Source organism: Lacipirellula sp. (genome assembly GCF_965279485.1).
Lineage (GTDB): Bacteria > Planctomycetota > Planctomycetia > Pirellulales > Lacipirellulaceae > Lacipirellula.
On record NZ_CBDIIC010000002.1, the window covers coordinates 1,462,380 to 1,478,898 of the forward strand.

Annotated in this window: 10 protein-coding genes; 4 read left to right on the forward strand and 6 right to left on the reverse strand. The window is 62.3% G+C overall.

Annotation, left to right across the window (positions count from 1 at the left end; genetic code table 11):
• The first annotated feature begins 33 nt into the window (after nucleotides 1–33).
• On the forward strand, nucleotides 34–3,543 hold the full coding sequence (locus tag ACQY7R_RS13545; protein ID WP_428306126.1) for a carboxypeptidase regulatory-like domain-containing protein: 3,510 nt from the start codon (nucleotides 34–36) through the stop codon (nucleotides 3,541–3,543).
• A gap of 175 nt (nucleotides 3,544–3,718) precedes the next feature.
• Nucleotides 3,719–4,804, forward strand: a complete 1,086-nt coding sequence (locus ACQY7R_RS13550; RefSeq protein ID WP_428306127.1) for a HEAT repeat domain-containing protein — start codon at nucleotides 3,719–3,721, stop codon at nucleotides 4,802–4,804.
• Nucleotides 4,805–4,867: 63 nt separating this feature from the next.
• Here ACQY7R_RS13550 and ACQY7R_RS13555 read toward each other — a convergent pair whose 3' ends face one another.
• The 3 genes from ACQY7R_RS13555 to ACQY7R_RS13565 form a co-directional block, all read right to left on the reverse strand.
• Nucleotides 4,868–5,839, reverse strand: a complete 972-nt coding sequence (locus ACQY7R_RS13555; protein ID WP_428306128.1) for an LLM class flavin-dependent oxidoreductase — start codon at nucleotides 5,837–5,839, stop codon at nucleotides 4,868–4,870.
• A 187-nt stretch (nucleotides 5,840–6,026) separates the two neighbouring features.
• Nucleotides 6,027–7,727, reverse strand: a complete 1,701-nt coding sequence (locus ACQY7R_RS13560) for a hypothetical protein (protein ID WP_428306129.1) — start codon at nucleotides 7,725–7,727, stop codon at nucleotides 6,027–6,029.
• 107 nt (nucleotides 7,728–7,834) lie between these two features.
• Complete coding sequence (locus ACQY7R_RS13565; protein ID WP_428306130.1) at nucleotides 7,835–9,631, reverse strand: PQQ-binding-like beta-propeller repeat protein; 1,797 nt, start codon at nucleotides 9,629–9,631, stop codon at nucleotides 7,835–7,837.
• Nucleotides 9,632–9,767: 136 nt separating this feature from the next.
• Here ACQY7R_RS13565 and ACQY7R_RS13570 point away from each other — a divergent pair, with 136 nt between their 5' ends.
• Together ACQY7R_RS13570 and purB are read left to right on the forward strand one after the other, a co-directional pair.
• Nucleotides 9,768–11,186, forward strand: a complete 1,419-nt coding sequence (locus ACQY7R_RS13570) for an HD domain-containing protein (protein WP_428306131.1) — start codon at nucleotides 9,768–9,770, stop codon at nucleotides 11,184–11,186.
• Nucleotides 11,187–11,513: 327 nt separating this feature from the next.
• Nucleotides 11,514–12,938 (forward strand): adenylosuccinate lyase, encoded by a 1,425-nt coding sequence (gene purB / locus ACQY7R_RS13575; protein ID WP_428306132.1) that lies wholly within the window; start codon nucleotides 11,514–11,516, stop codon nucleotides 12,936–12,938.
• Here the strand turns inward: purB and ACQY7R_RS13580 are convergent.
• The 3 genes from ACQY7R_RS13580 to ACQY7R_RS13590 form a co-directional block, all read right to left on the reverse strand.
• Nucleotides 12,935–14,584, reverse strand: coding sequence for a DUF7453 family protein (locus tag ACQY7R_RS13580; RefSeq protein ID WP_428306133.1), 1,650 nt, complete (start codon nucleotides 14,582–14,584; stop codon nucleotides 12,935–12,937). The genes purB and ACQY7R_RS13580 overlap by 4 nt on opposite strands.
• 353 nt (nucleotides 14,585–14,937) lie before the next feature.
• Entirely contained in the window at nucleotides 14,938–15,441 is a 504-nt protein-coding gene (locus ACQY7R_RS13585) for a Fur family transcriptional regulator (protein WP_152100550.1), read from the reverse strand.
• Nucleotides 15,442–15,862: 421 nt separating this feature from the next.
• Nucleotides 15,863–16,132, reverse strand: coding sequence for a flagellar biosynthesis anti-sigma factor FlgM (locus tag ACQY7R_RS13590; protein WP_428306134.1), 270 nt, complete (start codon nucleotides 16,130–16,132; stop codon nucleotides 15,863–15,865).
• Nucleotides 16,133–16,519 lie beyond the last annotated feature (387 nt).

Below are 16,519 nucleotides of genomic sequence, written 5' to 3' on the forward strand. Positions count from 1 at the left end.
TTCGTTTCTCCTTTTCACATTCCCGAGGCCGCCATGGTTGCCGCTAGCTCGATCGAGTTCTGCTGGTTTCTCGTTGACGTAACGCTCAAGTCGTTGCTGGTGGCGGCAATCGCTTGGGCCGGCCTCAAGGTCACGCGTACAAGGGATGCGAACGCACGCCACCACGTCTGGACGTTGATGTTGGCGGCGATGCTCGGAATGCCGCTGTTCACCGCTGCGTTGCCACGACTCTCAGCGCCCGTTTGGTTGCCGACAGAAACGGCGTACACCTCGAGCACGAGCGCATGGCAGCAAGCAGCAACAACCGCCGCGACGCCGGTCGCCGCGATCGACGTTCCGTATCCGGCGACAGCAAACGACGACGTCGCGAGTGCTTCCGCCGCAGCTGTTGGCGCCTCCGATGAGGCGCCATCTAGCGCTGAGCACGCTCGTCCGATTGCAACGGCAACTCGTGACGTCAAGCGCGCACCGATGACATGGAGCGGCCTGCTCGCGATGCTCTACGCGATCGTCGCCACCAGCCGCATCGGTCGATTAATTCTCGGCTTGGCGATGGCGCGCCGGTTAGTCCGTCGAGGACGCTCGTTGGACGCCGAGTCACGGATCCGTGCGTTCTCAACCCCCTGCCCTGCAACCGTGCTTGAGTCGCCCGACGTGCGAGTTCCAGTCACTGTCGGCTTCTGGCGTTCGGCCATTCTCTTGCCGCGGGACTGGAGTACCTGGGATGACGAAACGCTGCGTTTGGTCGTCGCACACGAGACGATCCATTCGAATCGTCGCGACGCGCTGATCGCCCTCGCGGCGCACGTCAATTCGGCGCTCTACTGGTTCAATCCGTTGGCCTGGTTCCTACGTCGCAAGCTAGCCAGCCTTGCGGAGCAAGCCTGCGACGACGAAGTGCTGCGCGAGCATCGAGATCGGCATGCTTACGCCCAAACGTTGCTGACCATAGCGAGTCGACTGGCGGGGGGCGGCTGGGTCTGTGCGCCATTCGTCGCAATGGCCCGGCAAGCGCAAGTCGAGGAGCGGATTATCGCGATCATCGACGAGACGCGCCCTCTCGCGCAGCGCTTTGGAAGGGGCCGCACGATCGTGCTGGGCGCCTTAGCGGCCCCGCTCATCGCAATAACGGCGATGCTCGGCCCCTCGCCGGCGGATGGCGCCGATACACCGCCGACCGACGCCCCAAAGCCAGCAGCAGTCAGCGAAACAACCTCACCGAAGGCCGAGGAGGAAAAAGCTGAGCAGCCAGCGCAGACCCCGCCTGCGACTTCGCCGCACGTCGCGGGCCGAGTGGTCAACGACGCCGACGGCCAGCCAGTGGCCGGCGCCGAAGTTCGCCTTTCTGGCTGGAACAAAGGGCGGACTAGATACGATACGAAAACGGCGATAACCAACGGTGAAGGGCGTTTTAGCATCGACGAGTTGCCGACCGGCAAGCTGCAAATCATCGCCTTGAAAGATGACACAGCCTCGCGCACGTCGCTCTACAAGGGCCAACAGGTGAACGCTGGCGACGAAGCGGTCGAACTACGCATGCGACCGGCCCCCGGCTTGCAAGTGCAGGTGATCGACCGCGCGACTCAAGCACCGCTCAAGGACGCCATGGTGCTACTCACCTGGGCCGACATCCCGCGCGACTACCATACCGACTCCGAGGGCATCGCCACTATTCGCGGACTGACCAACGAAACTTGGACGCTGGAAGTCTTCGCGAAAGGCTATGCTGAGGGCAACGAAGCAATTCAATTGCAAGGAGTCGGGCAAACGCCGGTAACGATCGCGCTCGATCCCGGTTTTGAATTGTCGGGCGTCGTGGCCGACGAACAGCAGCAACCGCTCGCAGGGGTGGGGATTAGCGTCTTCCCCGGCGATCATCGCGGCCCGCAGATCGAGTATCTAAAAACAGATGACGCTGGAAAATATCGCTTTGCGAATCTGCCGCTGAGCGGATTGAAACTGTACCTCGACAAGACCGGGTACAGCGATCTGCGCCTCGATATGTCGCCGTTGGTGACAGCAGGAGAAACGCAGGAGGGCAACTTTACGCTGCTGAAGCGCCCCGACGGCGGCTCGATCACGGGACAGGTCGTCGATAACGCCGGCAAACCATTGGCGGGAGTTAAAATCACCAATAGCGGCAACTCCTCTCGCGACCTCCGCGAAACGACCACCGACGCCGAGGGCCGCTACCGACTCGACGACGTTTTCGAAGGATCGCAAGGGCACGTCGCGATCTTCAAGCTGCCAGGTTACGCGCCGGGGATCGTTGAGTTTTCCCCCGGCTCGCACGACAAGCCAACCGTCGTCGACGTGAAACTATCGCTAGGGCATCGCCTGGTAGGGCGCGTCGTCGACGAACAAGGCGCGCCCATCTCCGGCGTTTACGTCGAGCAAGGGGGCCGCTTCGGCATGGCGGGGCGCGACGACGGCAGTTTGGTCGTCACCGCCGACGACGGTCGTTTTGTATTCGACACGCTCCCCGCAGGCGCCCGGTTTAACTTGCGCAAGCAAGGCTTCTCGCCGATCAATGACGAGGCCTTGCCGCTCGATCGCGACGAAGAGATCGTCATCAAGTTCGCCTCGCAGGGAGTTGTCCGCGGCCGGGCCGTCGACGCCGTCACCGGCGAAAGCATTAAAAAGTTCATCGTCCACGTCACGTTCTCGCCCGACCGCACCCCAGAGGATCCCAACGGCACGTTGATGGGTCCCGCCGTCGGCGGCGGCGAGACCTTTGTTTCCGACCAGGGCGAGTTCGAAGTGGGGAATTTCACCCGCGGGATGCCGCTGCAAGTAACGGTCGACGCCACTGGGTATCAGCGGCAAGTCGTCCGGCGCGTCGTCGCGGCGGCCGCCGACGTTGCGGAGCCAGTCGAGTTCTCGCTCAAGCCAATCGACAAGAGCCAACTTAGAACGTACGCCGGCAAGTTGGTCGACAACGCCGGCCAAGGCATCGCCGGCGTTGAAGTGCGCTTGATCATGTCCGATCGAATCCGCGACGGGCGGCGAGACGATCCGTTCCCCTTCAATTGGACGATGATTCGCACCGGTCAACTCGCTGACCAAGCCGATGCGAAGCAATTCCTCACGGCGGTGACTGATGCTCAGGGGAATTTCGAGTTTCGCGACGTCCTCCCCGCCCGCGACGTCGAGTTAGTCTATTGGGGACCGGGAGTCGCACAAACGCGGCTGGGCGGAGCGAAAAGCCCGTTCGACGCGACTCAACAGCGAACGACCTTCACCGCCACGGCGACCGGGACGGTTGCGGGCACGATCGATCCAGCGGCCTACCCGCGCCTCAACGATGTGGCGATCAGCGGCCGCGACGACATCATTAGCGGAGAGATCTCGCCAGACGGCAAGTCGTACGAGATCGGCAACGCGCCGCCCGGCAAGTACGAGCTGCAGGTTTATATCCGCAAGCCAATCGCCCCTGCCCGACAGACCGATGGCTACGACATCGAGGTGATCCATCGGCAACCTGTCGAAGTAAAGTCCGGCGAGACGACTACCGTCAACTTGAAGGATAGAGAAACGCCCTAGGTTCGAGCGCGACTTCCAGGCTCGAGCGCGGCTCACTTTGAACCTGGCGCCGCGAGGCGTTAGGATCGAGTCACCCGAGAACCTGAGCATGCGATCCTGGGTGGCTTACATTCGAGCAGTTCTGGCATTGGCCGCACTTGTCGGCAGCGCGACTGGTTCAGCCACTGAGCCTGTCGTGACCGACACGCTCCTTACGCAGCTCAAATCGAGCGACGTTGGCGAGCGACTGCAGGCGGCGGAGGCGCTCGGAGAGCGTGCCGCGGAGGCGGAAGTCGTCGTCCCCGCTCTCATCACTGTGCTCGACGACAGGGAATATGTGGGCGATGGCCATCCTTCCTTCGCCCCACGCCGGACGGTCGGCGTCGCGGCCTCAGAGTCGCTAGTCAAGATTGGCAAGCCGGCGACTTCAGCACTCGTAGCGCAGTTGAACGCGGCTGCGAACGAGGCCAAACTGCACAGCGTCTTGGAAACGCTTCGAAAGATCGGCGGTCCAGCGCCGGAAGCGGTCCCCCGACTTGAGAAACTGGTCGAAACTCACGAAACGGAATCGATCCGGTACGCGGCGCTCGTGGCGTGGGCAACGCTTCGGGAACAAAACGCCGACGCCGTTGCGTACCTTACGGCGCGGCTCAAAGACGAATTGCCCGGCATGCGAGCCCACGCGGCGAAACTACTCGGAGAGCTCGGCGCCGACTCACTGCCCGCCGTCGACCAATTGGTTGCGTTGCTCGGAGACGACGCGCCTTACTATGTGGCTATTAGCGACCACGCACTCGATAGTCGGCCAGTGCGGCAAGGCGCGGCCTCCGCGCTGGGAATGATCGGTCCCAAAGCCAAGTCGGCGACGCCGTCGTTGCTGCGGATGATGCGAGAAGACGACGACTCGCGAGTGCAGCAAGAAGCCGCGCTGGCACTCGCGCGAATCGAAGGGGCCGATTCGACGGGATTAGATTTTTTGATCAAAACGCTCGATGACCGGCCAGTCGACGAAGATTCAATGCGCGTTAGTGACCTGCTCTTTGCGCTAGGCGAACTGGGCCCTGTCGCGTCGCGCGCATTGCCGCAGGTCACGGCCTGCCTGCACGATCGCAACCCGTACGTACGCGGCGGCGCGGTCTCGGCACTTGCAGCGATCAGCGGCCGAGAAGCGATTCCTCAAATCAAACCGTTCCTTGCGGACGACGACGCGTTTGTTCGAGCAGAAGCGAACGGCGCGATCGAGAGCTTTCAAGATAAGAGCAGTGATGGGGATGGCGATTGATCGTACCTCTGCAGCGGGGGTGACTACTTTTAAAAACGCTCCGGCGGGGGCGTTGCCCCGCGGCTACTGGGAGAGGAGCTCGTAGCTGCGGAGTCTGGCGGCGTGGTCGTAGATGGCGGAGGCGACGATGAGTTCGTCGAGCGTGTGCTGCACCGCAAACCTTTCGAGCTGCTCGCGGACTTGGTTCGCCGTGCCCACGAATGAGCATGACAGCATCGTCGCCGCGCGCAGTTCTTCTTCCGGCGACCAGTAGGCGTCGATGTCGTCGATCGGCGGCGGCAGTTGGCCTGGCGTGCCGCGGAGGAGGTTGGTGAACTGCTGCTGGATGCTCGTAAAGTGGCGGCGGGCGTCGGCTTCGCTTTCGGCCGCGACGACGTTGACGCCGGCCATCACGTACGGTTCTTGCAGTTGCTTCGACGGCTTGAATTCGGCGCGATAAATCTTCACAGCGTCGGTGAGCGCCGCCGGAGCGAAGTGCGAGGCAAACGCGTACGGCAGGCCGAGCATCGCCGCGAGGCGGGCGCCGAACAGGCTGGAACCGAGAATCCACAGCGGCACTTCGAGCCCGGCGCCGGGGACAGCGCGAATCCGCTGGTTGGGCTCGGGTTGCGCGAAGAATTGTTGCAGTTCCAGCACGTCTTGCGGGAACGTGTCCGCTGCGTTGATATCGCGACGCAACGCACGCAGCGTCAGTTGATCGGTTCCCGGCGCGCGACCGAGACCGAGGTCGATGCGGCCAGGGAAGAGCGACTCGAGCGTGCCGAACTGCTCGGCAATCACCATCGGCGAATGGTTGGGCAGCATGACGCCCCCGGCCCCGACGCGGATCGTCTGCGTGCCGGCGGCGACGTGCCCAATGGCGACGGCGGTCGCGGCGCTCGCGATGCCGACCATGTTGTGATGCTCGGCCAGCCAGAAGCGGCGGTAGCCCCAAAGTTCGGCATGCTGGGCCAGGTCGAGCGAACGCTGCAGCGCGACGGCGGCAGTCGAACCGGCGGGGATGAAGGCAAGATCGAGAATCGAGAGGGGAGGCATGGCGGGAAGTTGTTGGCCGGGAGCAATCCGAGCCACCCGCCGCGGCGGGTGGACGAAGTGCTAGTTAACAAATTGTGTGGGAGGCGTCTCCGACGCAGATAACGGTTACCACGGCGTGGCGGTTACAGTCGCAGAGCGTTTTCGGGGTCGGAGCCCCCTCCCACAATCGAATGGAGAACCTAGGCGATCAGCTCACAATATCCCGCCGCCGGCTGAGGTAATCCCACACCACATACCGGTCGAGATCACGCCCTGCCGTGAAGAAGACGCGGCCCTTCGTCGACTCGGCAAGACGGTAGGCGAAACGCACGTCCTCTTCCGTCTGCGACCAACTCGGCATCAGAAACATATTGATCGTGATCCCGTCGCGTCGGCAGAGCTGCCCCTCGCGGAGCGTCGCCTCTTCGGTCCGGGGATCGGGCGGATAAAGCAGATACAGCATCTGCTGCTCGAAGTGAGCGGTCGGCAGCCCGTCGGTAATCAGGACGATTTGCCGATTGGGCGTATCTTGCGTCGAGAGCATCCGCCGCGCGGTCGACAGGGCGTGCTGAATGTTCGTGAAGTGGGGCGGCACTTGGTGCTCGCTCACGTCGTCGCGGCTCATGTCGGCGCGGAGTCGAACGATCGGGTCGTGCACCGTCACCGGTTTGGGCATCAGTTCGATCAGTTTGCCGCGCGGCACCGGCTTGGCGAAGCTATACATCTCGATGAACTGGAGGTAATCGCCCGGGTACTCGCCGCGGATGAGGCCTTCGAGCGCGAGCGCCATCCGCTTGACGTTGATGTACTGCACGTCGTAGCGCATCGAGCCGCTCATATCCATCAGCACGCAGGTGGCGCACTTCGGCGTGTTGCGGGTACGGTGGATCTCGATGTCTTCCTGATCGAGCCGCACCGGCGTGCCGGGGCCTTTGCGAATCAGGGCGTTGACGAACGAGGAGGTGATATCCATGTTCGCCACGGAGTCACCGAACTCGTACTGCTTCGTCGTCTGGAGTTCAACGGCGCCTTCGCCGATGACGTTGTTCTGGTGCCGGCCGCTGCGCGAAGGAGCCAGCTCGCTGAAGAGTTTTTCGAGCAGCTTCGCTTGGAAGATGCGATACGCCTTCGGCGTCAACTGAAAACTGCCGCCGCGCTGTTCGAGCCCCTGCTGCTCAGCCATCTCGCGAAGATAGTCTTGAATCTGCTGCTGCAGCGCACTGAGTTGGTCGACGTCGCCCGGCTCGGTGAACTCGGCGAGGGCCTCCATATCGATGAGGCCAATTTGCGCTGTCTCGCGGGCCTCTTCGAGTTGCTTGATGAGGTCGTCGATCTTTTCGAGCTCTTCCTTCACCTGCAGCGCTTGCGGGACGGTAAGCGACTCGCGGCCGGTGAACTCGTACTTCGCGGCCAGTTGCTCGACGAGGTATTTGTCGCCCAGCGTTTCGATGAGCGACACGAGCCCGCGGGCGAATGCCGATTGGTCGTTCCCCGCTGCGTACCACAGCCGTTCGAGGTCGCGGATCTGTTCGTTCTTCACCGCCGAGTAGAACCGCTCGCGCAGATTCTTCGGCGGCTTTAGTTGTTGGGCTTCCTCGGCGACCGCGCGCTCCGCTGACTTGCTCACGCGGTTCGTCTCGAAGCGTTCAAGAATCTTTCGCTTTCGCTCTTTGAGAATCGCGATGAGCGCGTCGATGCTGGGACCGAGGCCGGAGATCTGGCTCGGGTCGATCTTGATGGCACGAGCAAGTTGCTCCGGCGTCAATTCGCGACGCTGGCCATACATGAGCATGTGCTCGAACGCGGCCGAGGTCATATCGGGCGGCGGCTGCGTCGGGCTGGGAAACCGCTTGGGGTCGTACTGCTGGTAGGCGTGAATGACGCCGCCGAGAGTCTGGCGATTGGCCATTGCGGTGGGGCCTGCGGGCGAGGTGTGGAACCGAAGCGGCGCCGAAGCACCGGTGAATGATAGCCGCGAAGTCGCCAGAGTGAAGTTTGGGCCTAGAACGCCGCGAATTACTGCAGCTTCAGCTCGTAGCAAGCAATCTCCTCGGCGTTGCGAACGTAAAGCCGGTCACCGACGATTGTGGGATGGTTCCAAGTCTTCCCTTCAAGCACGGGGAAGCGAGCGACTTCCTTCAGCTCTTCGGGATTTGCTTCAACGAGGATCGCTTCCCCTTCTTCTGACAGAACGAGCAACAGTCCTTGGTCGGCAATCAATAGCACTTGCCCGGCGCCGTAACGGCCTTTCTTCCAGTGTCGCTTGCCGGTTTTGAGATCGATGCAGGCGAAGATGTTGCCATCGAAACCGTAGACTGCGTCTTCATAGCGGACGTAGTCGTTAAAGTAAGGCTTCAGATCGCGAGATTGCCACTTGGGGTCGATCTTCCATTCCTCGCCTTCGGCGCCTGGTTCGAGTTCGAGCAGCATCGTGCCGCCCGCTTCGGTAAAGGCGATCATCACTTCGTCGGGACCGATGAGGTGTGGCTGCGTGGCCGGCATGCCGGTGCGGACTTGGCCGGCGGGGAAGCCCCAAATCTTTTTGCCGGTCGCTGGATCAGCCGACGTAAATTCCTTATCGCTGAGATAGAGGACTTGCTGCACGCCGCCGAACGATGCGAGTTGCGGCGACGAATAGCTATGCCCGCCGCTGGCGATGTTCCACGCCGGTTGGCCGTCATCGGCGGCGTAAGCTAGCAGGCTTTGATCTTCAGCGCCGCCAGCGAAGACAATCACTCTTCCGTCGACCACAAGCGGCGAACTCGTGAAGCCCCATTCGGGAATTCTCGCGCCAGAATCTTTCGCGATGTCGCGAGTCCAAATGAGTGAGCCGTTAGCAGCGTCGAAGCAGTTGAGAATGCCGGTGGCCCCGAGCGTGTAGAGCCGGCCGTCGGCGAACGTCGGCGTGGCGCGGGGACCGTCGCCGCCGAGTTCTTCGGAGAAGCGCGCCGTGTCTTCGTGCGACCAGACCTCTTCGCCGGTCTTCGCATCGATCGCGATGACCGCTTCTAGATCGCCGCGTTGTTCTTGCGTGAAGAGACGATCGCCGGCGGTAGTGATCGACGACCAGCCGGGACCGATGCGATGGCGCCACAGTTCTTTTGGCGGCGTCTGCTTCCAGTCGGTGTTTAGCTTGATGTTGTGGAGGACGGCGTCGCGGTTGGGGCCGCGGAAGTTGGTCCAGTCGTTTTCGTTGGCGACTAGTGGGGCAGTTGGTTTGATCGCTGAATCGGTGGAGGGTTCGCCGCGACCGGCGGTCGCGGCTTTTTGTTGGCGGGACGCCAAGAATTCCTGTTCGCTCGTGGGAGTCCAGCGCCAGTGCATTTCGGGGAGGGCGCCGCCGCTCATGCCGCTGGTGCGGATCAGCGCGAGCGGCGACCACATGAGGATCGCCAGCGCGATAAAGCCCCACCGCCGCGTGGCGGGGCTCGCGTGGCGGGTGACGACAATCCACAACGTCGCGAGCGTCACGGCGCCGCCGATGATGAACATGATTGGCGCGACGAGCGGTTTTGCTTCCAACTCGGGACTGCTAATCGCCATGGTGGCGAAGAGGCTCGCAATCGCCACTAGCGGAATGGCGAGCTTTTCACGCCACGACGCCCCGCGATTGAACACCCACCAGCCGGCGAAGACGATCACCAGCGCGAGCGTCGTTGCGAGACGGTAGAGAAACGTCTGGAAGACCGCGAGTTCCAGATAGTTGATCGTCAGAAACGCCCCCCAGTAGAGGGCGAGAATCGCCAGCGGGATGACGGGGCTGATCGCTCGCGGCTTAGCGGCGGTCGTCTCGCTTAGTTGCTGTTCGTTCATATCGCGTGAAACTCTCGATTGCATTTAACGTAGTGGACGCCGTTCAATATACCGTTCGCCGCTCGCGGCCCGATATGGCGGCGCCGAACGAATGCAAGCGTTGCAAGGCTGCCGAACGACCGGCACAATGGCGGCCATGAAGCACATTCAGCGCGAAAGTTTGATCCACGACCCGATCCACGGCTACATCCCGTTCATTTCGGTCGCCGAACCGGGCGAAACGGCCGAGCGGACGTTGCTCGACCACCCCTGGCTCCAGCGGCTACGGCAAATTCACCAGCTGCAAACGGCGTGGTGGGTCTACCCGTCGGCCGAGCATACGCGGTTCCAGCACGTGGTCGGCACGATGCACATGGCCAGCCGCGCGGTCGAGGCATTGTACGCGAGCCTCAAGGAAGTTTGCCCCGACGTGCCGAGCCGAGGCTTCGTCGAATGCACGATGCGGCTGGCCGCGCTGTTGCACGACGTGGGCCACGGGCCATTTGGACACTTCTTCGACGCCCATTTTTTGAGTGCGTTCCGACAGGCCGACGGTTCGCGGCTCACGCACGAAACGCTCGGCGCCCACATCATTATCGACGAACTCGGCGAAACGCTCCGCGGCATCCGCCGTTGCCCCAACAGCGAGTTGCTCGAGCACGAACGGATTGATCCCAAGCAAATCGCGTGGCTCATCACGCGACCAACCGAGCACGACGGGCAAGAACATCCGCGCTGGCTCGCGCTGCTGCGAAGTTTATTCTGCGGCCTCTACACCGTCGACAACATGGACTTCGTGCTGCGCGACGCCTTCATGTCGGGCTACAGCATGAAGGCGTACGATCTCGACCGGTTGCTGCGTTACAGCTTCTTCAGCGAGCGTGGCCTCACGATCCACCACCGCGGGCTGAACGCGCTGTTGCGGTTCATGCAGACAAAGAGTGAGCTGTTCCGCGCCGTCTACTTCCATCGCACGGTGCGGGCGATCGACAAGACGCTCGAAGGGTTGTTCCGCGACAGCAAGGGACTCCTATTCCCAGGCAATCCGCTGGAGCATCTCGAAGACTATAAAACCTTTACGGAGTGGTCTCTGCTCGTCGACGTCGCCCACTGGCATAAGAGCGACAACGTGGCGAAGCGGGCCCTCGGCGAGCGTTGGCAACGGCTGCTCGAACGGCAAGTCGATTGGGAAGCGGTTTATGATCGCAACCTCACATTCGGAACCGGCGATTCGGAGCAAACGAGCATCTTTAGCGATGCGAAGATGGTTGAGCATGCCATCCGCAGCAAACTGCCGAGCGAGATCGCCGACATCGAAATGCAGATCGACCTGCCGCGGCATATCTACCGCCCCCATGAAGGCAAAGCGACCGCCGGGCAGAACTTTCTCTACACCGCCGCCGGCGCGACGCGGCGGCTCGATGACGATCAACTCTTTCGTCAGCTGCCGGTGTCGCACCGAATGTGCCGCGTTTACCTGCGGAAGGACGCCACGCGCGAGCAGCGGGCGGCAATCGGCGCAGTCCTTGACCAACTCGTCGGCAGCGGCGGCGACGACGACCTCACCAACATGTAGCCCCGGGTCAACGACCCGCCGGAGCGGTGAGAATAGCGAACCACGAAGACACGAAGGGCGCTAAGACGCACCAAGAAGTGAGAAGGGAAAGAAAACGCCAATCTACGCATGGGCTTCGTTCCCCTAGTTGGTGATCTATCTTTTCCTTGCCTTCCTTTGTGCTCCTTCGCGATCTTCGTGCCTCAGTGGTCAGTCCGTCAAACTACGTATTTCAGCGACTTAGGCGGCGGTATCAGATCCCGCACGAGACGGGTAGAATGGAGCGTTTCCCGCACCGCTCCGGCGGGTCGTTGACCCGCGGCTACTTCTATCCCACCGCTCTGATTCATGTCGCACGATCGCTACGAAAATCCGCTCGAAACCCGTTACGCCTCCGCTGAGATGAGCCAACTGTGGAGCGCTCAGCGCAAGCACAGCACCTGGCGGCAACTGTGGGTCTGGCTCGCCGAGGCCGAAGCGGAGATGGGTCTGCCAGTCTCGCAGGCGCAGATCGAGGAACTGCGGACCCACATCCACACGATTGACTTCGCCGCGGCCGACAAGTACGAGCGCGAGTTGCGGCACGACGTGATGGCCCACATCCACGCCTACGGCGATCAGTGCCCCACGGCGCGGCCGATCATTCACCTCGGCGCCACGAGCCAGTACGTCAACTGCAACGCCGAGTTGATGCTCATTCGCGAGTCGCTCGAACTCGTCGCCCGGCGACTGGCGGCGACGATCGATGCGCTCGCGACGTTCGCCGAGAAGTACCGCGATCTGCCGACGCTCGGGTTCACCCATTTGCAGCCGGCCCAGCCGGTGACGGTCGGCAAGCGGGCCGCCCTCTGGTGCTACGACCTCACGATCGACCTCGCCGAAGTTGAGCACCGCATCGAACAGCTAAAGGCCCGCAGCACGAAAGGAACCACCGGCACGCAGGCCAGTTTCCTCCATCTGTTTGACGGCGACCACGCGAAGGTCCGCGAACTCGAACGCCGCGTCGCCGCAAAGATGGGTTTCGAAGCGACCTACGCCGTCACGGGCCAAACCTACCCGCGCAAGATCGACGCCCAGGTGATCGACGTGCTGGCGGGCGTTGCCGCGTCGGCCCACAAGGCGGCGACCGATCTGCGGATCCTCGCCCATCGCAAGGAACTCGAAGAGCCGTTCGAGAAGCAGCAGATCGGCAGCTCGGCGATGGCCTACAAGCGGAACCCGATGCGCAGCGAGCGGATCTGCGGCCTCGCCCGCTTCGTGCTGAGTCTGCAAGCCAACCCCGGCGATACGCTCGCCACGCAGTGGATGGAGCGGACGCTCGACGACAGTTCGAATCGCCGGCTCGTGCTGCCGCAGGCGTTCCTGGGCGTCGACGCGGTGCTGCTCCTCTACCGCAACGTCGCCGAGGGGCTGGTCGTCTACCCCGAGGTAATCGCCCGCAACCTTCGTGAAGAGTTGCCCTTCATGGCGACCGAAAACATCCTGATGGCTGCCGTGCAGGCGGGGGGCGACCGGCAAGATCTCCACGAACGAATCCGCGTGCACAGCCAAGCGGCCGCCGCCGAAGTGAAGCAGCATGGCCGCTCGAACGACCTGCTAGAACGGCTGGCGGGCGACAAAGCATTCGCCGGCGTCGACCTCGCGGAAGCGGTTGACGCGTCGAAGCTCACCGGCCGGAGCGCGGAACAGGTCGATGAATTCCTGGCGGAAGTTGTGGCGCCGATTCGCCATCGCTATGCCGCGGGCACGGAACGCGAATCGCTACGGGTCTAACCGCCAGCTCGCCGGCGGTACCGCGAACAATGTCCCACCAGCGCCGCCACGGCGAGAAGCGTTAGTGACGGCGGTTCAGGAACTCCCGCCGTGGCCGCGGGCGGCGCCGTGATCGTCGCCTCGCGCTGCCAGCGAAGGAAATCGGCCCCGTCAATGACGCCGTCGCCGTTGCCGTCGCCTGTGGCGAGCGTCGGGATCTCTCCGCCGAAGCCTGCCTTCAAAATGGCGAGATCATCTCCATCAACGTTCCCGTCGCCGTCGAAGTCGCTCAGCGTAGCGAGCGAATTGACCACGAAAAGAACGTCGACGTCGTTCCGGCGCGACTTCAGAATGATTTGGCCGCGATCGTTCACGTCGCCCAGGGCAATCGAGCCTAGCGTCTCGACCGATCCGTCTGAGAGGGTGATCGTCTGACCGGGCAGAGCGATCGGCGTCACTTCGCTTGCCCCCGGCAGTAGCGCCCAGACGCCAGTTCCGGCTCGCGTCGTACTCAGAATGCCGGCGCCAAACACAACAAGTCCCTGACCATTCACCTGTGCTTGGCTGAAGATAGGGACGCTCCCCTGCCCTTTGATGATTTCAGCAGCGTCTAAACCTGGCAGCGTGAGACCTTCCGTCGCCAGTGATTGGAGCGAGCCGTTGCGTTCCAGCCACAGGGAGCGTCGCGACGTCGACGGCGTCGCCGTGACGACTTCGCGAGCGTTGATCACCAACTCGTCATGCTCCTCTTGCGCCAGGATTGAGAGCGTAGTTCCTTGGGAACCAAGCGATGAGAACGTTGATCCCGGCACGCCCGGCACGGGCATGCCGTCGATGAGCGCGGTGCGGATCGTCCCGGCGGCATCGGCAACGAAGACGCCTTCCACCACTGATTGCTGAGGATGATATTTCCTTGCAGCGAAGGCGAGCGAACCCGCATCGTTTAGCTTGAGGCTGCTGACTTCCCCCCCTTCCAGCGTCGATGAGAATCCAGGTAGAAGCGTCGACGGCCCGACGATCGTTTGCGTTAGGCCTGCATGCTCGCGCACTAGCGTTGGACTATTGGGGGCGTCGAACGTTTCGTAGGCAGCCTCGCCCAGGCGATTGGAAGCCGTATCCAACGTCGCATAAGCTGGGACCGTCGTCGCAGGCATGTAGAGCAGCCTCGCTCCCTCTGGCCCCATTAGCCAGTACGACGGAATGTCAAAACTCGAGTTTGAGCCGATTTGTCGAAGCTGCGCATTGACCGTCCAGTACGATCCTCCGAACGCGGAGGGGGTCAACGAGGGTAGCTGGCTGCTAAATTGCAGTGGTCCGAAGTTATTAAAGTAGAGCCCAGGGTATCCTACAGGCGCCTGAGCGTACTCAGCAGCAATCAATTCTCGCTTGTCGCCGTCATATGACCAGAACCCTGCCGCGCTGTAGACGCTGGCGCCAGTCCCTCTGGTATCGTAAAGACCGCTGATAAGCGTCCGTCCATGATCGTCGAGGCGAACCCACGGACTGATCGGCAGCCCAATGAACGAAAACGGACTGAACACCGAGTTCGGCGACAAACCGGGAGCGCTGCTCTGTCCTGCAGCAATGGCAGTGGAGCCGCTGAGTTCGCTCCACACGGCGGAGGGGCCTCCCGAAGAAGCAAATGAAACATGACCGGAGTAGTTCATCGAGAATGAATCGATGCGTCCTAACGCTCCGGTGAATGGCGGTGATTCGGGACCTCCAGGCGCCGGTGACGGGCGAGATGGAAATCCCCATACTTGCCCCGAGCGAGCGACCAGTCGGTATTCGCTAGCAAAGGAAGCGGGACCGCCGACTAGCATCAACAGAACGACAAGGGCCCGACCGTAGTCGCTGCACAAAAACGACAATCGCATCACGAAGACTCAGCCGTCACGAGAGGTTGCGGAGGGGACGAATGGCTATCGTAACATCCCCAATCAACAACCGATCGCCTAAATACCCACAAATCGGGCATTTGTTGGCCGCGGAAATGCGATCATCACGCAGTGGCGACGAACTACACCAAGTCGAGCGGGCTGGCCCGCCGATGGCGCTTCGTGCTGCACTCTTGGCAGACGCCGCTGACGATCAGCCGGTGGCCCGTCACGCGAAAGCGATGTTCGCGGCCGACGGCGTCGCGGATTCGCTGCAGCTCGTCGCTCTGGAATTCGATGAGCGTGTCGCACATCGTGCAGTGGAGATGGTCGTGCTGAGGGTAGCCGTAGTCGTGCTCGTAAACGGCGCGGCCGCCGAGGTTCATGCGGCGGAGGAGGCCCGCTTCGACCAGCTCGTTGAGGGTGCGGTAGACGGTTGGCCGGCTCACCTTATCGCCGAGTTCGGTCCGGGAGAGGTTGGCAATCAGCTCGTCAGCGTCGAAATGGTCGTGCCGTTCGAAGACATGGTCGATCAGGGCTCGCCGCTGCTGGGTGATCCGCTTGCCGCGGCTTTGGAGGTACTCCGAGAACCGCTCCTGGGGGGAGCTGGAGACCTGGACGGCGCCTAACGCGAAATCAGCTTCCATGACGGGCTTTCGACAGACCTTTCAGTCTCAGGAAGCCACATCCTCGGCAGCTAATTGAGACACGACGGAGAGAACCAACCCACGAGAATCGCGGGAAACAGCAACATCCACCCATGTCCGGCGGAGCTTATTGATTCTACCCCATTGCCGCTGCAGTCTCAAGATGCAGGGCCGGCAGCACATATGCCGGGGTCGAATTGTGGGCGTCATACGGGAATATCCGCCCGCGAATCCCCCTCACCACGTCGCCACGGCCATTTAGCCCCGCCGCTCGCGGCGGGCGGGGAGCGCTGTAGGGCTGGGTGAGCCAGATCGGCGCAGGACACGCGGGCTATCGCACGCGGGTAAATGGGTCCGGCGGCTTGGAAGGCATAGCGGCGCTTCAAGAAATTGCCGGGCCAGGGGCGTCGGCCTCCGCCGCTTACGCCATTTCGTCCAGCATCGAATCGAACGCCATCGCCATCTTGTCGGCGGTGTCGTAGGTGCCGTCGGCAATCTGAGCCTTCACGCGGGCGACCAGGTCGGCGCGGAAGTCGCCGCCGTCGGCAGCGCTGAGGGCCGCTTCGGCCGCAGCCGAAAATTCCACCGTGTCGGCCGCCTGGGTACTCGACGCAGGAGTCGTCGAACGGTTCCAGTGCGGACCTTGGAGCGATTGAGCACCGTGAAGTTGAGTAGCGCCGTAAATTTGCATGATTCGTGTTCCCCGCTCAGCGAGCGTCGTTAGGTCTGCCGGCAGCAGCCGGGCGGCATTCGATCAGGCGGCGTCAACGGTTCGAGTCGAGTTCGATCCGGCGAGCCCAGTCGATGCCTGAAAAGTCATTGTGTACGAGAATGGTCCGATCGCTCAATGTCAGCCTGGAGAGGAGATTGAATTTCCGGCTGAATTCAGCGTTGGTACCCCTGATATCGACGATCTCGGTGCTAGCAGTCGACCGAAATCGTTGAACGTCGGATCAGTACTTAAGCAACTCCTATACCGTCTACGACTAGGGCGTGGAATGTGACTGTGAGACCGGCGCCAGAATGATCGCAGGCCGCTTTTTCCGCACGATTCGCATGCTAGCGGGGCGGGTTGAGA